The following is a 20,989-nucleotide window of genomic DNA, read 5'->3' on the forward strand; positions in this document are numbered from 1 at the left end:
TTTATTTTATTATTTAAGCCACAATCCTATGGCAAAAAATACAACTTGTGCAAGTGCACCGACGGCTAAAATCCGTATGGCACAAATAAATGTTTTTGTTTTGACCTGTTCTTTTAAAAATAACTTCGTTTGTTTCCAGACAAATGGTAAAACCAAAATAGTCAGTAACATCGTAATCGGCGTTAATCCTAAAACAACACTCAAAACAATCGAAGCAAAAGCAATTACAATTAAACCAACAAACAATCTAATTGATACTTGCTTCCCTAAATAATGAACCAATGTAAAACGATGATTTGTCTCATCTTCTTCTAAATCACAAATATTATTAGCTAACATTAGATTAGCAATTAAACAAGTATTAGGCAACGAAACTAAAAAGATACTACCAATATTACTCATTGTCCACTGAAAAGAATCATACGTATTGATATAAACACAAATCAGCATAATCATAAAGCCCATTGTAAATCCAGAAAAAATTTCACCCAAAGGTAAGCTCGATAGTGGTTTAGGCCCAGAAGAATAAAAAATTCCAATCAGGTAACAATACAAGCCAAGCCATAACAAAGGCCAACCTACAACCATTGATAAGCCAATTCCCATTAACGCTGAAATAACTACCATCCAGATGATCCAACGGCGAATCATCGACAACGATAAATTCTCCCGCCCAATAATATTAGTTTTCTCTTTATAATCATGCCCTTCCTTGGCATGGTGGTAATCATTATAGTTATCTAAAATATCAACAGCCATATTAAAAATAAACATCGCAATAAAATAAATAATAACATAAAATAAGTGTACATTTCTATAGTGATACCAACTAAAACAAATCCCTAAAAGAAAAGGTAAAACACTGGCTGTCTTTGCTTTTAGTTCTACTAATTCAAAAAATATTGCTCTATTCAAATTATACTCCTCCCTCCTTTCAAAATTTAGTTTTATGCTCACAGAATAATTTACTGTATTTCTTCGCCAAATTCGTATACAATCAATAGTATTGAACTACTGAAAGGAATATTGTGTTATGAATGATTTTTGGAAAGAGTTTCCTATTATCCAACAACAATTAAATGAAACCTGCGAATTGATCCAGCACCAAGTCAAAATACGAAATAAAGATATTGAACAAGCATTGATCGAGCTAACCTATTCAGGTGGAAAATTATTGCGACCAGCTTTCTTTTTTTTGTTTACTCAAATTGGTGATGAACAAAAACAAAATCATGAACAATTGATTAAGATTGCTGCTTCAATTGAAATCTTGCATATGGCAACACTTGTACACGATGATATTATCGACGACTCTCCTTTAAGAAGAGGAAATGTAACGATTCAATCTCGCTATGGAAAAGATATTGCTGTTTACACTGGTGACTTATTGTTCACCGAATTCTTTAAATTACTCGCTGAAACAATGAATGGCTCTGATTTCTTACATACGAATGCATCAGCCATGAAACGTTTACTACTTGGCGAATTAGATCAAATGCATACACGCTACAAAAAAGATATGACTGTTACTGATTACTTACGAAGCGTCAACGGAAAAACCGCTGAATTATTTTCTTTAAGCTGCCTCGAAGGTGCACATTTTGGCTACGCATCATCAGAAGTGCAACGTTTGGCAATGCGTATTGGCCGTCATATTGGTATCGCTTTTCAAGTCTATGATGATATCTTGGATTATACAGCCGATATAGAAACCTTGAAAAAACCTGTTTTAGAAGACTTAGCCCAAGGTGTTTATACACTCCCGTTAATCTTTGCCATGGAAAAAGCACCGGAACGCTTCTACGATTATCTAGAAAAAGGTGCAGCGATAACAAATGAGCAAGCAGCTGAAACTGCACAATTGGTTCACGAGCTAGGCGGTGTTAACGATGCAAAAGCCTTTGCTAAAAAAGTAACTGAAAAAGCCTTGACTGATATCGAAAAACTGCCTGATTGCTTAGGCAAAGAGCACTTGACTCAGTTGACTCAATTATTACTGCAACGTTCTTTCTAAAATAATACAATAAATTCATAAAAGATTGAGGCAAAGCTTTCAGAGTTTTGCCTCTTTCTTTTTTTATTTTATTCTCCAACAAGTACTTTCGTCAATCAATTCTTATTGCTTCCACGATCAATTGCATATAATTGTTGGTAATGCTCATTTGTTGCTAATAACTCTTGAGGTGATCCACTCATTTCCAACTGACCATCCTCAATGAAAATCACACGATCCATCATATGAACCCCTTGCAGATGGTGAGTGATCCAAATAAGAGTCTTGTCTTCCAATGTACTGAAAAATGTATTCAATAATTGTTGCTCTGTAATCGGGTCAAGACCAGTTGTTGGTTCATCTAACAATACGACTGGTGTATCTTGTAGTAAAATACGAGCCAAAGCCAAACGATGACGTTCGCCGCCAGAAAAACGTAAGCCAGCTTCATCCACCATTGTCTCTAAGCCATCTGGCAGCCCTTCAATCATTTCTTTTAAACCAACTTTATCTAAAACTTGCCAAACTTCTTCTGTAGATGCTTCTTCCCGTCCAATTCGCACATTATTTAGAATCGTCGTTCTAAATAAATACGGTGCTTGATGAATCACACCAATTGATTTTGTGATTTGATCACCAAAATCAGTGGTTGGAATGCCTCCTAAAGTAATACTTCCTTTATCTGGTCGCAAATCCCCACGAATTAAAGTTGCTAACGTGCTCTTACCTGAACCACTTCGACCTAAAATCGCTAATTTTTCTTTTGAATGAATCGTCAAATTTAGATCTTCTAGCACATTTTTTGATGTACCATCATAAGCAAAAGATACATCACTAATGTTGATTTCAGTACTTGTAATCGTTAAATCTTCCAGCACTTCTTTTGCTTCTTCTGGTTCTGGCAAATCATTTAAACGTTTGATGGAATCTTTATAAATGTTCGTTTCTTGCGCCGCATCAGGTAGTGGAGCAAAAGCATCAATCAATGGAAAAACAGTCAAAGTGAATGCTGCAATCCAGTTAGCCGCGCCACCATGATTACCAGGAAAACGTACGCTAGTCCATGCTAATATTGCTAGCGTGATTACACCAAAAGTAACTTGTAAAATAAAATCTCGAAAACGATTAAACCCTTTGATTTTTTCGTCTAGCTGACGTAATTTTGCTTCTTCTTTTTCATAAGAATGAACAAACTCATGTCCCCGTTGGCTAAACACCCAATCAGAAACGCCTAAAATATTATCTGTTAACGTTTTATACAATTCATTTTTAGACACTTTTTGTTTCTCTTGTCTGGCACCATTCACTAAAACGGAGACCAAAGGCAATAGAAAAACAACCACGCCTAACATCAATAACATGCATAAACCGAACCACCAAGAGAAAAATCCTAAACCAATAATAATGAAGATATACAATAACCAAGCAATTACTGTAGGAAAAACCGTACGTAGATATAAATTCTGCAAATGATTGATATCTTCTGATAATAGACCTAAAATATCTCCTGTTTGATATTTTGATTTAAAGAACATCGCATCTTTTTCTAAGACTAAATACAATTTTAATCGTAAATCAGACGTCATCTTCAAAACCCAATTGTGGCTAACCAATCGCTCTATATAACGAAAAACTGGTCTGCTGATTCCAAAAGCACGAGTCAACACAATTGGAATATAAATCATTAAAATATTTTCTGGAAGAGAGGCCGCTCGGCTAATTAAATAACCTGAATTAAACATCAAAGCTCCCGCACTGAAGAAGGTCAAAAAACCTAAGAACAGCGCTAAGTACAATAATCCTTTATACTTTTTCAAAAAGGGTTTGACCCATTGATCTTTTTCATATAATTCTTTATTTGTTGGGGTATTTTCCATTATTCGTTCCCCCTCATTTGATTCATTAATTTCACATAGTAACCATTTTTAGCGATTAATTCATCTAATGTTCCCGCTTCAACAAGTTGACCCTTATCCATGACTAAAATATAATCCATCTCCGCCATCCAATGTAGTCGATGTGTGGCAAAAAAGACAAGGTGGTCTTCCATTAACGGTAACATTTTCTCTTTTAATTCAACTTCCGTTTCGATATCTAAGTGAGCTGTAGGTTCGTCAAACAGTAGAATCCGTCGCTCTTTGTCTAAAAAGGCTCTAGCTAACGCTACACGCTGTGCTTGACCTCCACTTAACATTCGACCACTTTCACCAATCACCGTGTTTATACCGTCTCTAAGACCTGTTACCAACGTTTCTAGCCCAACCAGTTGAACAGCCGCTAAAACTTGTTCATCTGTTGCTTCTGGTGTATAAAAACGCACATTATTAGCTAAAGTATCTTGGAAAATATAAGGTGATTGCGGAATATAGAGTACTTGCTTTTGCCATTCTTTTTGTAGAAAATGTGGAATCACTTGTCTATCAACTTCGATTGTTGTTGACTCAGCATTTGGCTCTAGAAAACCACTTAATACGTTAATCAATGTAGACTTCCCTGAACCACTAGCACCAATGATCCCAATTTTTTGATATCCTTTTGCTTTAAAATCTAACCCTTTCAAAGCTGGCAGAACTGCATCTTCGTATTGGAACGTTAGTTGTTCAGCGGATAATTCGCTTAATGCTGTCCAATCCCCTAATGAAAGACGATCTGTTTCTGCCATTTCAGGTAGATCTAAAACTTCTTGGATTGCTTGAAACGAGTTTTTCCCATCTAAGGTCGCATGATAATCACTAGCAAAATCTCGAACGGGTAAAAAGAATTCCGGAGCTAAAATCAAGGTCGTTAAAGCTGGAAATAATAATATCCCGCCTTCTAACAAACTTAATCCCAAGAATACCGCTACAACAGCAACCGATAACGTAGTAAAAAAATCTAATGCAAAGGTAGATAAAATAGCAATTTTCAACGTGCTCATCGTCGCTTCTCTAAAACGCTCACTGGTATTATAAATACTGCTGGCATATTTTTTACTTAAACCAAACAATTTTAATGTATCTAATCCTCTCAATGAATCAATAAAGTGATTAGACAAAAGTTGAAAGGCTTTATATTGTTTGTCCGCTTTACTTTGAGCTGCATAACCTAAAATAATCATAAAGATGATAATCATAGGAAACACAACTAGCAAAACAACACCTGAACGAATATCTAAGGTAAAGACAAAGATTAAAATAATCCACGGAATAATCATCATATTCATGATTTTCATCAAAATCAAGTGAAGATAGTTCTCTGCCTGACTGATCCCTTCAAGTGCCATGGTAATCATGTTTCCTGTCCCGTTTTTTTGAACAACAGTTGGGCCTAAACGGAAAATCTTTTGCAATAATGCTTCTCTCAATTCACGAGAACGATCATAACTAAATTGATCCAGCATTTTCTCACGAAGATAAGTAACCACATGTCTGCCAGTATAAAACAAAAAGAACACCAAAATATTCAACAGCTGGTCGTTTAGCTGACCACCTTCCCATAACCCAACAACGGCTTTAGATAAATAAAATGCTTGTCCTATAATAAATACTGCTTGCAGGAAAGAAAAACCTGCAAGCAAGATCATAATATTTTTGATTTTCGGCATTTTTAAGATGGCTTTGTCAATCATCCTTCATACCCCTCAGCAGCAATTGCTGGATGTTTGATACGTTTTCTAAAGACATAATATGACCAACTAGTATAGGCTAAAACAAATGGTAAAATTGTTAATGATAACCAAGTCATTGTTTTTAGCGTATAAGGAGTACTTGATGCGTCTTTGATCAAAATGTCATAATAACCCTCGCTACCAATCATTACACGCGGGAATAAACCGCTGAACAATAAAGCAACTAGAAGAATCAATGTCAAACCACTAGCAATAAAAGCTGTCATTTCTTTTTTCTTAAAGACACTTACATTGGCAATAACCGTCAATACAACGATCCCTACAACTAATAATAAAGTCACTAAGAAGTGATTATCAAAGAAGTCTGTTTTAAAGTACAATAACGCTGCAAACACAACTAATCCAACATATAAAATCCAATAAAAGAATGACGCATAATTACGTGCACGTTCTCTAACTGGTCCTTCTGTTTTCAAAGTGATGTAGTTTAAACCATGTAAGTAGCATAATAATGTCAGAGCAACACCACCGACAACTGAAAACACATTAATGTAATCAGTAAATGAAGCAGTCATATCTCCATTTGCATCAATTGGCATTCCTTGAACTAAACTAATAAACAAAATACCAAAGAAAAATGGAACAATAAAACTACCAATCGATAATGTCCAATTCCACATTCTGCGTCTTTTACCATCCGGCATACGATGACGGAATTCAAAAGAAACACCACGAATGATCAAACCAACTAAAATAATAAATAAAATCAAGTAAAACCCACTAAATAATGAAGCATACCAGTATGGGAAAGAAGCAAACATTGCCCCACCAGCTGTTAACAACCACACTTCATTACCATCCCAAACCGGTCCAATTGTTTGGATGATTTGTTCTTTTTCTTCTTCATCATGAGCTAATGTTTGAACCGACATACCCACGCCAAAGTCAAAACCTTCTAAGAAGAAGAAGCCTGAGAATAAAATACCAATTAGTACAAACCAAAGTAATTGCAACGTACTCATTCGCCAAAGACCTCCTTATCAAATGGATCTACATCAGTAGAGTTTGCCTCTGCTAATTTTTTTTCTTCGTAATCTGGCCCTTTTTTTAGTTCAACAGTAATCAAGTAAACCATCACTGAACCAAGACCTGCAAATAAAATAAAGTAAATAATATTCGATGTTAATAATGAAGCTACTGATACATTTGGTGACACGCTATCTTCAATCGTAAATAGACCATAAACAGTCCAAGGGTAACGACCAAGTTCTGTAATCAACCAACCAGTTGTATTAGCAATGAATGGGGCAAATGTGCATAATGCCACGATCCAAACCATCCAACGTTTTTCATAAAGTGATGGTTTCTTCTTCCGAGTAAAGAATAATCCTAAAGCTGAAACCAATAACATTAATACACCAAATCCAGCCATTAATCTAAAACTCCAGAATAATGTATTAACTGGCGGGAAGTAATTTCTATCGCCATATTTTTCGATTAATTCTTTATTTACTGTATCCATTCCATCAACAGAACCAGAAAGACTGTTGTAAGATAAAATACTTAATACATATGGAATTTCAATACCAAATACCTGTTTGTGCTTGGCTTCATCCGCCCAAGCAATCAAGGTCCAAGCTGCTGGATCTCCTGAATCTTCATATGCGCCTTCCATAGCTGCAAATTTCATCGGCTGATCTTCGATCAGTGCTTTCATTTGTAAATCTCCAGCAAGTAATACACCTAGAGAACCAAATAATCCAACCCACAAACCGATACGCATAGAAACTTTATGAAAGCTAACATCGCGTTTTTTCAGAATTTGGAACGCAGCAAGACCTGCTACGATCATTCCTCCCATTACAATTGCGCCAGCTAATACGTGAGAGAATTCATACCAAACTTTTGGATTGGCAATTACCGCACCAAAATCAATTAATTCTGCACGACCATTGTTTAATGTGTAACCAACTGGATGTTGCATGAAACTGTTTGCCGCTAAAATCCAGAATGCTGACATCATAGAACCAAATACAACCAACCAAATAAATGTTAAGTGCAGTTTTGAACTTGCTTTATCCCAAGTAAAAATCCATAACCCCAAGAATGTTGACTCTAAAAAGAATGCCAATAGGGCTTCAATCGCTAATGGAGCACCAAAAATATCCCCAACAAAACGTGAATAATCCGACCAGTTCATACCAAACTGGAATTCTTGAATAATACCTGTTACGACTCCTACTGCAAAACTTAGTAGAAAAATATTTCCCCAAAACTTCGCCATTTTACGATAACGTTCATCTTTTTTTACAACATACAACGTTTCCATGATTGCTACAACAAGAGCTAATCCTATTGAAAACGGTACGAAGAAGTAATGAAAGACTGTCGTCATTGCAAATTGGAACCTTGCTAATGTTACAATATCAAACATCAATAATCCTCCTTGTTTTTTAGCGTTTCCACAAAAAGAAAGAAGCTGATTTTATTCAAAATAATTACTCATTTGCACAGTTGGTTGGCGCTGCAAAAATGAATCCAAATCAGGAATAAAATAAACCTATATACATTATTATGTGTGGAAACTCTTTTTATTAAATTTAGAATGATTCCAATTAAAGTATACTCTTTTATTTGCAAAATACAAATGTTTCTGTGCTTTTTTCATTAAAATTTCCAATGATTCTTGGGGAAAAATAAGAAAAGTGGGGTTAAATGATGATATAGACAAAAAGCACTTCATAATGAAGTGCTTTTTGTCTATGGTGAAATTTTGTTTAAGTTACTAATACGTTGCGTTATAAAAATAAAATTATTATTTTGTTTCTCGGATATACGTTCCACCTGTACCGTCATATGTTTCCAAAAATTCCCTGGAGGTTTCATAGACTTTTTCTATTTCGCCACCTTCGGTTTGTTTCACCCATCTTCCTGTATAAGGCAGGTTTCTTTTTTCCGGAAGTGTTGTTTCTTCTTTATCGTATAGCTTGAATGTATCATTGAGTACTAGCTTATCTAACGCTTGATTATTCTCGAATATTCTTCTATTTTGAGTCACTGCACTCGTATCCCAATTTGATAGGTTTAGTTCCGTCACCTGTTTCATTCCGGAAAAAATTAAATCCATTTGTTTTAAACTGGTAGTCTTCCACTTCTCTACATTCACAGTTTTTAATGCGCTTGCGTTCCAGAACATACCGCTCATCGACCATGCTTTTTCTACATTCCATTTACTTACATCTACCGAACTTAAGGCAGTATCATAATAAAACATATACCCCATATTTGTTACTTTACTTGTATCTAGGTAATCGGCTCCTTCAATTGTTTCTAGTTCATATAAGTGGGCAAATAAATTACTTGAACTTTTTGCTAACTCAATCGGTTCTGTAAAGATTATTTTCTTGATTTTTTTCCCTTCTAGTTGTGTTTGTTTCTCTATTCTATTTTTAATAGTATAATCATTATCTGTATCGAAGAACTTTCCACCTTTAAAGGTTACAGTCTGACTTTCTTTGTCCCAAGCCCATGGAACATTTCCAAATATTGTGCCTTGTTTTTCTCTAGTATACGTTCCACCTGTACCGTCATATGTTTCCAAAAGTTCCTTGGAGGTTTCATAGACTTTTTCTATTTCGCCACCTTCGGTTTGTTTCACCCATCTTCCTGTATAAGGCAGGTTTCTTTTTTCCGGAAGCGTTGCTTCTTCTTTATCGTATAGCTTGAATGTATCATTGAGTACTAGCTTATCTAACGCTTGATTATTCTCGAATATTCTTCTATTTTGAGTCACTGCACTCGTATCCCAATTTGATAGGTTTAGTTCCGTCACCTGTTTCATTCCGGAAAAAATTAAATCCATTTGTTTTAAGCTGGTAGTCTTCCACTTCTCTACGTTCACAGTTTTTAATGCGCTTGCGTTCCAGAACATACCGCTCATCGACCATGCTTTTTCTACATTCCATTTACTTACATCTACCGAACTTAAGGCAGTATCATAATAAAACATATACCCCATATTTGTTACTTTACTTGTATCTAGGTAATCGGCTCCTTCAATTGTTTCTAGTTCATATAAGTGAGCAAATAAATTACTTGAACTTTTTGCTAACTCAATTGGTTCTGTAAAGATTATTTTCTTGATTTTTTTCCCTTCTAGTTGTGTTTGTTTCTCTATTCTATTTTTAATAGTATAATCATTATCTGTATCGAAGAACTTTCCACCTTTAAAGGTTACAGTCTGACTTTCTTTGTCCCAAACCCATGGGACATTTCCAAAGGGTTCATTTTTTTTCTCTACTTGAACAATACATGTTGCTATTTTATTGCCATCAGCCGTTGTTACAGTAATTTTAGCACTTCCACTTTTATGAGCTGTTACTTTTCCTTCTTGTGAAACTGTTGCGATTGATTCATCACTTGACTTCCATACTATTTTCTTATTGGTCGCATTATCTGGGCTAATTTTCGCTGTCAATTGTTGACTAGCTTTTTCTTCCATCTCAATTTTATTGGGCTCAATCGTCACTTCTGTTACTGGAATTGAGGTTTCAATTACAGTAACTTCTGACGTCGCTGTTTTTTTACCATCTTCAGTCGTAGCTGTAATTATAGCTTTACCAACTTTTATTGCTTCAATTTTCCCTTCTGAATCAACTCTTGCAATTGATTCATCCGAACTAGTCCATACTATATTCTTATTTGTCGCATTTTCTGGACTGATACTCGCCTTTAATTGCTGACTAGCTTTTTCTTCTAACAGAATATTTTGGGGTTCCATAGTTATATCTGTAACGTGAATTAAAGGTGCTGTAACTCTTAATCTATAAGTACCTGTTCGGGATTTAAATCCATTTATGCCAATGTAATATTCATTCCCTTTTTCTAACTCTTTTATCAACTTAAATTGAGCATTACCGTTACCATCGTCATCGTACCCTATTATCTGTTCTTTAGAATCATATAAAGTGCCTTGAGTGTCCGTACTTCCTTCAGATACTATCGTATAAGTTCCTGTTTTAGTTGCTTTGAATTTGAAAAAGTCTTTATCCTTAGAATAGGCTAAATTCCCCTCTGTCAGACTATTGTCTTCCACCGAAGTTGCTGTTATAGCATTACCACCATGATCATCTATAATTACTGTACTCGTAGCTGTTTTCCCACCATCCTCTGTTGTTATAGTGACAGAAGCGGTCCCTTTACTTCCAGCCCTAATCCAGCAATTATCTGAAAAATATTTAGCAACAGATTCATCTGAGCTTTTCCAACTTACTCTTTTGTTTAATGCATTAGATGGTTCAAAAACTGTTGCTACATAATTAAAAACATCTTTTTCCAAATATATTGGATTCGGAAGACTCACCTTAGAAACAGCAATATCTTCTTCTACACGTATTTCATAGGATCCAGGGTGATGACCGGTCACACGAATATAGTACGTTTTCCCCTTTTCTAGTTCATGAGAAATATTAAATTGCTTATTTTTAACATCAATATCATCCTGCTCTTTTATTAATTGGTTCTGGTCATCTAGTAACGCTCCCACTACATCGGTTTTTTTCGTAGATTCAATAAAAAAACGTGTTGTTTTTGTTGCTACAAATTTAAAGTAATCAACATCACTGTCATCAAGTAATTCACCTTTTGTATTGCTTCTATCGGTTACAATCGTGGCTGTTTCAGGAATATTTCCATGATCGTCTACAGTGATTATACAACTAGCTGACTTAGTATCATTTTTTGTTTGGACTTTAATAGTTGTTTTTCCTGATTTTAACGCTTTAATAGTGCCGTTTTTTACCGTAGCTACTTCTTCATCTGAACTACTCCAAATGAGATTTTCATTAATAATCTCATTCTTTTGAATAGATGCTACTAGCTGTTTATTCTGTCCCTTTTCCATTACTGAATTTCCAGAATCTAGTTCTAACCCATTATTTAACGGGTCGTTAGGATTCCATCCGTTAGCAAATTGATACAGCATAGAAAACTTTTCTCTAGAAATCCGCGCCGCCCCACTACGATCTTTCCAATGTATAGAATGCACACCGTGTATTCTATTTTGACTATCATATACAGGAGACCCACTACTTCCTAATATACTATCAAAAGTATACAGTAAAAAATCCTTATTCCATGCAGATTCGCCAACAACCGTTTCAGAAAGCTTATCTGATTGAGTATACATGAATCCATTCTTATCGCTATGATAACCAGTCAAACTAAATATATCTTCTTTTCGGTCTAAATAACTCATGCCAAAATACCCTGCTTGATTCCCTAAAGGTCTATCCAATTTTAAAACAGCAATATCAAATTCTGCATCTTCGGTTTCATAATACTTCTTCATTATATATATTTTGACAACCTTAGCTTTTCCAAATGGTGCTTCGTAAGTAGCGTTTATACCTCCTATAGTAGATGGTTTATTCGCATAGGCTGGAACCACTACCAAAGCTGGTGGATATTTGGATTTTGACAATGCACCCGTCACATGAGCATTCGTTATCACTGTATCACTCCCTATTAAAGCTCCACTTCCTCTCCAAACTCCACCATCATTTGAAAATCCTTCTATCCTAGCTACTGCAGAATAAGGAAATTTTTTTGCATCTTCTACGAGATGTCGATCATCTGCCCCTATTATATCTCTAAAACTTGGACTAGACCTTCCTCTATAAGGATTTGATTCTTCAGGTAGTCCTTCCATGTAACTTTCACTAAAAGAAACTAATTTTTTCTCATTCGTTTTAAAATCATACTCTACAAAATCATATTGACTTTCCGCCCTATTTATTTCCGGACATAAATATAAAACTCCAATAAAAACCATTATTCCCAACATTAATCGCTTCATTTTTACCTCTCCCAAACATTCATTTTTTTCTACTATATTGTAACATGTTAAATACTTTTGTTTTTTTCATTTTTTACTATTTTCAAATGATAAAATAACATAATCAGAATTTTCAACACATAAAAAGTAATATGCAAACCCTCTAAGAAGCGTCGAAGGAAACTATTTACCTATGTTGTAAATTTTCTGATTTAAAACTTAAAAGTTCTTTATAGTTTGGCAAAATTCTTTTTCAACTAAAAGAAAATCCCAGAGGTATTTCCCTCTAGGATTTACAATGATTATCTAATTGAATTTTTTTGTATTAATTTACAATAAATGAAAAGGATAGTTATACATCGATGTATCTCTGTTAAGATCTTATAATTGTTGTTCCTTCTCTCAATCCAACAGCCCAATTCCCTCAGAATACTCCATATATTTATAAACTTTCTTAATTTTATTCTGTTTCACTCTTTCAATTCTATCTTGTGTAAAACCTTGAATAATCCCTTGTTTTTGCAACTCTTCGATCATTGCAGTCAGTTGATAAAATTCTGTCAACATTTGTTCTTCATTGGTTTCATCTGCCCTAGAAGGATGATGATCGTCAAAGCCAAATCTAAGGGCTTTTGACAATGCTTGTTGTATCTCAGCACACTCTTCCATCGCAACTAAAGCTAGATATTCATTTTTTTTCATCGTGATGTTCCTTCCTCTTCTTGTTGCTACTTTTGGAAGTAATTGACATAAACAGGTACTGCTTCTTTCTTTAACACACCTTTAGAAACCTCAGGTCTATTTGGGCTTTTGGAAAAAATCTCTTCACTGCCAATCATAATATTAAATCCTGCAATCTCTGCTAGTTCATCATGTCCTAGACTGAACACCATTCTACCCAAACTGCTCCAAACCATCGCTCCAGCACACATACAACAGGGTTCACAACTTGTATAAAGTGTGTATTCCGATAGATCTGTTATTTTTTGACTAGAACAAAAATCGCGAATAATTCCTAATTCAGCATGATACGTAGGGTCACTTTCCGTATGAATCTGATTTTCACCAGTCAAAACAACTTTATTGTCTTTTACAAGTAATGCACCAAATGGTTCGTTACCATTTTTTGCAGCTTCTTTGGCAAGTTCTAATGCTTGTTTCATGAATTGATTATCAAATTCTACCTGATTATGTTTCATTATCCTCGTCCTTTCCCAATCGTGTTACTATTATTATTTTTCTATCAATAAATTATAACATGGATTCGCATTCATTCCTGCCTATCTAAAATATATTCATTTTAAACAGCAATAGTATTGAACTAAGAATATATTTATATATATTTTTGTTATAATTAGATGCATAATTTTTTTATGTTGTGGTATATTCGCATATCGAGTGGCTTGAGTAAGTCAGGAATATTTCTTTTATTTGGGGGAGTGTTACTTTTTTAGGCATTACAAAAGATACGTTTGTTGATTGGAACACTGAATATGCATTGTATGTTTTCATTGGCGGTGGTCTATCGCTTTTTACTGATTCAATATCAAGTGATGAAAATCAACAAGAAGATTTTCTCTTTAAAAACATTGCTCCTGAGAACAAACGCAAGTATTTAGCTGTCAGTGCTTTGTATTCTCTTCATCCTTATCGAACCATTGAATGTTTAAGCAAATTCTTTTTACAAGACCCTGATGATAGTGAAAATGGTAAAAAAAACATTGAAGAATCTTGGGGAATTGTAGACACAATTTCTGCCAAAAATAAACTTGAGTGGTTATTGAATTCTGGTCATAGAAATGATATTGCTATGCTTAAAGAAAAGGAAGCAATTATCACTCAATTAAATAATCCTAGTGAATTGACCGATGAAATTTCATTATTGATTGAAAATGTAAATAAAATTACTTATTCGATTCACAAGAAACACACTGATTTTATTAATCCTAATGAAGTTTATACTTTTAAGAATCTTAGTTGTTGGGATTACCTTCGTGGAGCAAGCATTGCGAAAGATTGCTATAATTTAGGTTACTTAACTACAAATGAGGTTTGGGAATACATTATTTCTTTTTGGGGTTGGTTAAAGAAGACTTTTCTTCTTGGGAAGAGCTTGCAGTATCTTTTTTAATCGGTCGTTACATCTGATCTGGAGATCCCATTCAAGAATGGTATATTGAACATTTTTCATAGCTATTCTCTTTTTATCCAGAAGAAGAAGAAGTTAACGAATTCAAAGAAAATATTTGGAAAAAATATTCGATTAGTGAGCTATAAAATATAGCAAAACATACTAAGTTTATCCTCTAAACTTAGTATGTTTTGCTATATCAATCTTGTTTCATAGCCGCTTTTAGCGCTTGTGCTAACGCACTTTCTTCCGGTTCTTCTTTTTGTGAATATTTCTTCATCAACTTACGTTCTTCATGTTTCGTAAGTTTCTTATTGCGCTCTTTTTTATCCTGCATTTTCTCAGTGATTGAGCAGTATTTACATTTGAAATAAGCTCCATTTTTCCCATCAATGATTTCCATTTTCCGGTGACATTGTGAACAACGGTGATTAGATACTTTGGGATCTTTTCTACGGCGGTAGCTACAATCTTGATTAGAACAAACATAGATTTTCCCGTCTTTGGTATTTTTCTCCCGTAAGTTTGAACCGCATTCTGGACATTTCTTTTGCGTAATTGAAAAATCCTGGTATTTACTTTCACTTTGTTTGATTTCGTTAACTAATTTTTTGGTATCCTGCTCGATTTCTTTTAAGAAAACCGTACTACTTTGTTTGCCTTTTGCAATTGCTTCAAGTGTTTTTTCCCATTTTTCGGTCAGTTCAGGTGTGACTAATGATGGGTTAACCAACTCTAGTAGCTGCTTTCCTTTTGGTGAAACATTTAGTCCGTTTGTTGTACGTTCCATCAACTCTGATTTGATTAGTTTTTCAATAATTTCTGCACGTGTAGCTGGTGTACCTAAGCTATGCTTTTCCATCAAACCTAACAGTGTTCCTTCAGTTAATGGCTTTGGCGGTGCGGTAAGTTCTTTGTTAATAGTGAAGTTTGGCGGTATAATCATACCTAATTTCCAATCAACAGATGGGACAATCTCTTCTTTTTCTTGCTTCCAACCAGCAACTTCCACTTTACTTTGACGGAAGATAAATTGTTCTTTACCAAAGCTTACGGTTACTTTTGTTTGTTTTGTACGATGAGATTCAGCAAACATCCCTAAAAATCGTGTGACGATCATATTATAAATCTTTTGCTCATCTCCACTTAATTTTTCATAACGTGGACGTTGTTCAGTTGGAATTAACGCATGGTGGTCTGTGACTTTCTCATTTTGGAAAACTTTTGTCAGTTTGACTAGGCCGCCATCTTTGATATAGGTTTTGACCTCTGGAGCAAAATCACTTACTGCTTGCAAACGTTCTTTCATTGTAGCTTTCATATCAGTCGTTAAATATTTACTATCTGTTCTTGGATAGGTTACGATTTTATGGAATTCATAGAGACTTTGAACTAGTGAAAGAGTTTTCTTCGCTGAGAATTGATAGCGTTGATTGGCTTCTCTTTGGATTTCGGTCAAATCATAGGGTAATGGCGCTTGTTCTGTCTTACTTTTTTCTTGAATATCCGTTACTTTTCCTTTGCCTTCACTTAACTTTTTCACAAAAGATTCTACATCATTACGCTCTTTAAACGCATATGGATTACTTTGAACTAGCTTGGCTTTTTCTTTTTGAACTTGCAGCTCTACTGAAAAATACGTTTGAGGTCTAAACCCTTCAATTTTCTTTTCTTGTTGACGAACTAAAGACAATGTTGGTGTCTGCACTCGTCCTGCTGAAAGACTATCTTGATACTTTACAGTCAAAGCTCTCGTAACATTTAAGCCTACTAACCAATCTGCTTTTGCACGAGCTAAGGCTGAATAATACAGATTATCATATTCTTTTGCTGGTCTTAATTTTTTAAAACCATCTTTGATAGCTTTGTCTGTTTGAGATGAAATCCATAGTCGTTTAACTGGTTTATTGAAGTGGACATATTCTAAGATCCAACGTGCAACAAGTTCTCCTTCTCGCCCAGCATCAGTCGCGATAACAGCTTCCGTAACATCTTTGCGGTTTGCTAATTGTTTGATTGCCTTTAATTGATGACCCGTTTTTGGTAAAGGTTTGATTCCTAGATTTTTTGGAACCATAGGCAGAGTCTCCATTTGCCAAGATTGCCATTCTTTGTTGATATCTTCTGGCATTTTTAAACCTAAAAGATGTCCTAATGCCCAGGTAACAATGACAGTTGGACCTTCATAATAATTTTTATTTTTTTGATTTGCTCCTAGTACTTTACTTAAATCTTTGGCAACACTAGGTTTTTCAGCAATGATTAGTTGTTTATTTGCCATTTATTTCACTCGCTTTCTATGCTTCTATATGTACATGGATGTAATTTTAAATGCGTCAATAAGATAATTTTACCACATTCTCCTTGTTCTTCGCGCCTTTATTTAAAGCATTTTTATTGAAATGCGAAAGAAAGAGTTTTATACTTACGAATAGTAAGTGTAAAATAATGCCTATCAAGGAGAAACTATGATTACAATTGAATTTTTTCACGATGTTATTTGCAGTTTTTGTTTTCCAATGTCTTACCGAATGAGACAAGTCCAAAAAGAATTACCTGAAATAAAGATCATTCATCGTTCCTTTGCTTTAGCTAGAGATGAAGAAGATCATGTTCAAATGTTTGGTTCCAGAGAGAATGCAAAAAATGAAATTTTATCTCACTGGGTTCATGCTAATCAAAATGATGATCTCCACCGTTTTAATATAGATGGAATGAAAAAAACTGACTTTCCCTTCCCTACCTCTATGAATGGTTTACTTGCTGCAAAAGCTGCTGGCATTGTTGCTGGAGATACTGGTTATTGGGATGTATTTGATGCGTTACAGGAAGCACTATTTGTGAATAGCCAAAATATCGATGATTCTGCTGTAGTTGAATCAATTATAAAAAACAGTTCTATCGATTTTCAAAAATGGCAAACAGCCTTTAACGATCCTGCAACCTTAACAATGGTAGAAGATGACTTTGGCATAGCAAACGCTTATCAACTTACTGGTGTCCCTGCACTAATTGTGAATGGAAAATATCTAATTAATGGCGCACAGCCTTTGGAACAGATCATCCAAGCAATTCAAACAATCAAAGAAAAAGAAACAACTATTATCGAAGTCATTGATAATGACCAAACAAAAAAGGGTTCCTGTGATATGGAAGATGGAAAATGGGTTTGTAAAGATTGATAAAAAAGTTATGAGGGTAAGATACGTATCTTACCCTCATAACTTTTTTCAACACCATTTAAACAAGACTAGATTTACAACATTTTGGTTTGGCACAATCATTATGCCGTTCATGAAAGTCATCGCCACTTTCAAAGGTAACAGCTTGTTGATCTTTTAACATAGCTAGTCCTTTGTACTGTTGCAAATCTTCATCACATTCTTCGCACCAGCGTTCATCACCATCATTCCAGAATGCTGCCAAATAATTAACTTTTGTATTTATGTACTCGTGCGCTGAAGAAAGCTCTCGCCATTTTTTTATGTAGTAACGTTCTGCATCTTCTAGACAATCAAATGATTTTTCTTCTTCGATATCTTCTTGCCAATCTTCAAAAAACCACCAAGGCTCATTATCGCCATACATGGTAACAACTTGGTACATTGATCAATCACTCCAATTCTTTCTACAAGAGCTATTCTAGTCACTTACAGTAAAACTTTCAACTTAACTGCTTGTGAAATACTTTTATATTAACGTTCCTTTATTTTAATTTACCATACCTTACACCCGTTAGAAGTGGAAATTTTATTTCATTGCGAATAAAACTGACTTTTGCTACACTATGGGATGAATAGAAAGGAATGTTGCTTCGTATGAAAAAACCTGTATTTTGGAACTCTATTGGGATTTATTTACTCCTGTATAATAATATTTTAATCATTATCGCTTTGATTATAGCTTTAAAAGCAGTGGTTGAAGGTCATGCTTCTTTCACTTCAGAAATTTGGTACCAAATATTTATTTTTCTTGTATACATTCTTGTAATTGCGGGAATATTATCTGGAGGAAAAAAAGGGTATGTTCTATCAATTCTTTTCATTCCATTTATTTTTTTACAATACTTTTATCCACCAATCATGGTCGGTATGTTTCCAAAATCCATCATGTCCGCTTTTCGTGTAATTGAACTAGGTTCGTTTATTTATTTAATTTTTTCCTCTGAATCAAGAGCTTACTTAAGTAATTACAATAAAAAATAAAGATTAAATTAACTCCTTTTTCTACAGACCCACCAAAATTAGTGTGCATAAATAATGGAAGTAGAAGCGATAAATCCCATCTTATTTCTCGGGATTTATCGCTTCTGTTCCAACCTCATTTTAGTTCAAATCTATGATCGGTATATTAATCACATAGACCTACTAATTTTTCTTCTTTTATTACTTTTTACTTCTACTTAACATCAAATATGTTTTTCTACACTACTTCAACTAAAATATTTAATGAATAGTTATTGTCTTCTGCTGTTACCGTCACATATGCTAGTCCAGGAGTGCGGCCACGTAAAATATTACCATTTCTAACTGAAATGAAAACTATATTATTAGTTGACCAAGTAACCTTTTTATTTGTTGCATTAGTTGGTATAACAAATGCATGATCTGGGGTTTTTAACTCTATTTCTTCCCCTGCTTTAACTCTAATTCTATTTACTGAAGGCATTACCTCCCATACTCCAATGTACTCTTTAACTGTAACTTCAGTTGTTGCTTTATAGCCACCATCTTCTGTTTCAACTGTTACTGTAGCCGTTCCTGATTTCAAGCCTTTTACTTCACCAGTACTTGTTACACTAACTACCGATGCATCACTTGATGACCATTTCATCTTTTTATTTGTTGCTGTTGTCGGTTGAACTTGTGCGTTCAATTTCGCTGTTTTATTTTTATCAAGACTCAATGTTTGAGGTTCTAATGTTACTCCTGTTACAGGAATTGTTTTATCTTCTTCTATAACTGTGATTTCACTTGTTGCTTTAAAGCCACCATCTTCTGTTTCAACTGTCATTGTCGTTTTGCCTGCTTTTAAGGCTGAAAATATTTCACCAATTATAACTTCGGCTATTGTAGGGTCAGCTGATGTAACCTTGAACTTTTTATTTGTCGCTGTTGCTGGTAGAACGGTTACGTTTAATGATGATGCTTCACCTTTTTCAACAGTCAGCGTTGGTGACACTATTACTCCTGTTACTGGAATCTTTTTGTCAGTAACTGTAATATCAGTTTTAGCTGTTTTTCCACCATCATCTGTCGTAACTGTCACTGTTGCTTTTCCAACTGCTAGAGCTTTCACTTCACCAGTATTGCTTACACTCACTACAGCGTCATCACTTGATGTCCATTTAACGCTCTTGTCTGTTGCATTATCCGGTTGGATTTTCGCGTTCAATGTCGTCATTTGATCTTTCTCAAGGCTTAACGTTTGAGAATCTACTGTTACTCCTGTTACAGGAACCTTCTTGGCAGTAACTGTAATATCAGTTTTAGCTGTTATTCCACCATCAGCTGTCACTGTCACTGTTGCTTTTCCAACTGTTAGAGCTTTCACTTCACCAGTATCGCTTACACTCACTACAGCGTCATCACTTGATGTCCATTTAACGCTCTTGTTTGTTGCATTATCCGGTTGGATTTTCGCGTTCAATGTCGCTGTTTGATCTTGCTCAAGGCTTAACGTTTGAGGATCTACTGTTACTCCTGTTACGGGAATATTCTCTTTCCAAACTGTAATTTTACTTGTTCCTGTCTTACCATCTGCTGTTGCAGATATAATTGCGTCACCTTCTTTTAAAGCTGTTATTTCGCCAGTATCGCTGACACTCACTACACTGTCATCATCTGATGTCCATTTGACTTCCTGATCAGTCGCATTGTTAGGAGCGATAATTGCATTCAATCCAATTACATCACCTTTGTCAAGTGTCATAGCTTTAGGAGATACTTTTACTCTAGTAACTGGAATTTTTTCTACAACGGTAATTTCGCTTGTTACTTCAGTGCCATTTATTTTGGCTTTAACTGTTAATGTCATTTTTCCAGCACTTAATCCTGTTACCACAAAGGTATCACCTTCTCTTTTCACGCTAGCTACTTTTTTATTATCGGTTGTAAAGGTAGTAGGATTCCCAGGATCAGCTGTTAATTCTATGTTAGTTTCTTCACCTATGCCAATTGTTTTACTAGATGGAGCCAATTTAAGATCGTCTGTAGTGTCGGACTCTTTTGACATTGATTTTGTAACTTTTACTCCATTTTCCTCAGCTAATGCAACGTTGCTTAATGTAGCTGATGTAACTCCACCCGCAATAACTAAACTAAAAAATAATTTTTGCAACCTTTTCTTATTCATTTAATTTTTTCCTCCTAATTTTTACTATTTGAAACTTACTTTCTTCTATCCTCCTTTTCTAGACCACTC

15 protein-coding genes are annotated in these 20,989 nt (G+C 34.8%); 4 read left to right on the plus strand and 11 right to left on the minus strand.

The annotated features are described in order from the left end of the window. Positions 1 to 9: 9 nt before the first annotated feature. Positions 10 to 915, minus strand: coding sequence for a prenyltransferase (locus tag AC4BB2_RS09985; protein ID WP_490472788.1), 906 nt, complete (start codon positions 913 to 915; stop codon positions 10 to 12). A 118-nt stretch (positions 916 to 1,033) separates the two neighbouring features. Here AC4BB2_RS09985 and AC4BB2_RS09990 point away from each other — a divergent pair, with 118 nt between their 5' ends. Further along, complete coding sequence (locus tag AC4BB2_RS09990) at positions 1,034 to 2,014, plus strand: polyprenyl synthetase family protein (protein WP_490472789.1); 981 nt, start codon at positions 1,034 to 1,036, stop codon at positions 2,012 to 2,014. 95 nt (positions 2,015 to 2,109) lie between these two features. On the opposite strand, the gene cydC is transcribed toward AC4BB2_RS09990, so the two are convergent. The 7 genes from cydC to AC4BB2_RS10025 form a co-directional block, all read right to left on the minus strand. Next, on the minus strand, positions 2,110 to 3,870 hold the full coding sequence (cydC, locus tag AC4BB2_RS09995; protein WP_490472790.1) for a thiol reductant ABC exporter subunit CydC: 1,761 nt from the start codon (positions 3,868 to 3,870) through the stop codon (positions 2,110 to 2,112). Continuing rightward, a complete protein-coding gene (gene cydD, locus AC4BB2_RS10000) occupies positions 3,870 to 5,600 on the minus strand; it encodes a thiol reductant ABC exporter subunit CydD (protein WP_490472791.1) in 1,731 nt (576 codons plus the stop codon). The genes cydC and cydD overlap by 1 nt, the downstream gene beginning before the upstream one ends. After that, positions 5,597 to 6,622: a cytochrome d ubiquinol oxidase subunit II gene (cydB, locus tag AC4BB2_RS10005; protein WP_490472792.1), complete on the minus strand. Its 1,026-nt coding sequence runs from the start codon at positions 6,620 to 6,622 to the stop codon at positions 5,597 to 5,599. The genes cydD and cydB overlap by 4 nt, the downstream gene beginning before the upstream one ends. Then, complete coding sequence (locus tag AC4BB2_RS10010; protein ID WP_490472793.1) at positions 6,619 to 8,034, minus strand: cytochrome ubiquinol oxidase subunit I; 1,416 nt, start codon at positions 8,032 to 8,034, stop codon at positions 6,619 to 6,621. Before AC4BB2_RS10010 ends, cydB begins: the two co-directional genes overlap by 4 nt. 381 nt (positions 8,035 to 8,415) lie before the next feature. Then, positions 8,416 to 12,456, minus strand: a complete 4,041-nt coding sequence (locus tag AC4BB2_RS10015; protein ID WP_490472794.1) for an Ig-like domain-containing protein — start codon at positions 12,454 to 12,456, stop codon at positions 8,416 to 8,418. A gap of 381 nt (positions 12,457 to 12,837) precedes the next feature. Beyond that, complete coding sequence (locus tag AC4BB2_RS10020; protein WP_490472795.1) at positions 12,838 to 13,137, minus strand: nucleoside triphosphate pyrophosphohydrolase family protein; 300 nt, start codon at positions 13,135 to 13,137, stop codon at positions 12,838 to 12,840. A gap of 26 nt (positions 13,138 to 13,163) precedes the next feature. After that, the gene (locus AC4BB2_RS10025; protein ID WP_490472796.1) at positions 13,164 to 13,634 is read right to left on the minus strand and encodes a nucleoside deaminase; all 471 of its coding nucleotides are present in this window, start codon (positions 13,632 to 13,634) and stop codon (positions 13,164 to 13,166) included. A 299-nt stretch (positions 13,635 to 13,933) separates the two neighbouring features. Between AC4BB2_RS10025 and AC4BB2_RS10030 the strand changes: the two genes are divergently transcribed. After that, positions 13,934 to 14,566 carry a DUF1266 domain-containing protein gene (locus AC4BB2_RS10030; protein WP_490472797.1) on the plus strand — a complete coding sequence of 211 codons (633 nt, stop codon included), beginning with the start codon at positions 13,934 to 13,936 and terminating at the stop codon, positions 14,564 to 14,566. A gap of 199 nt (positions 14,567 to 14,765) precedes the next feature. On the opposite strand, the gene AC4BB2_RS10035 is transcribed toward AC4BB2_RS10030, so the two are convergent. After that, a complete protein-coding gene (locus tag AC4BB2_RS10035) occupies positions 14,766 to 16,847 on the minus strand; it encodes a DNA topoisomerase III (protein ID WP_490472798.1) in 2,082 nt (693 codons plus the stop codon). A 187-nt stretch (positions 16,848 to 17,034) separates the two neighbouring features. On the opposite strand from AC4BB2_RS10035, the gene AC4BB2_RS10040 reads away from it, so the two are divergent. Beyond that, on the plus strand, positions 17,035 to 17,748 hold the full coding sequence (locus AC4BB2_RS10040) for a DsbA family oxidoreductase (RefSeq protein WP_490472799.1): 714 nt from the start codon (positions 17,035 to 17,037) through the stop codon (positions 17,746 to 17,748). A 58-nt stretch (positions 17,749 to 17,806) separates the two neighbouring features. On the opposite strand, the gene AC4BB2_RS10045 is transcribed toward AC4BB2_RS10040, so the two are convergent. Then, entirely contained in the window at positions 17,807 to 18,172 is a 366-nt protein-coding gene (locus AC4BB2_RS10045) for a DUF1033 family protein (RefSeq protein ID WP_490472800.1), read from the minus strand. Between the two features lie 212 nt (positions 18,173 to 18,384). On the opposite strand from AC4BB2_RS10045, the gene AC4BB2_RS10050 reads away from it, so the two are divergent. Further along, positions 18,385 to 18,771, plus strand: a complete 387-nt coding sequence (locus tag AC4BB2_RS10050) for a hypothetical protein (RefSeq protein ID WP_490472801.1) — start codon at positions 18,385 to 18,387, stop codon at positions 18,769 to 18,771. Between the two features lie 217 nt (positions 18,772 to 18,988). Here the strand turns inward: AC4BB2_RS10050 and AC4BB2_RS10055 are convergent, their stop codons facing one another. Next, on the minus strand, positions 18,989 to 20,920 hold the full coding sequence (locus tag AC4BB2_RS10055) for an Ig-like domain-containing protein (protein WP_490472802.1): 1,932 nt from the start codon (positions 20,918 to 20,920) through the stop codon (positions 18,989 to 18,991). Positions 20,921 to 20,989 lie beyond the last annotated feature (69 nt).

Source organism: Enterococcus sp. AAFC-DPL-5146, assembly GCF_058216635.1.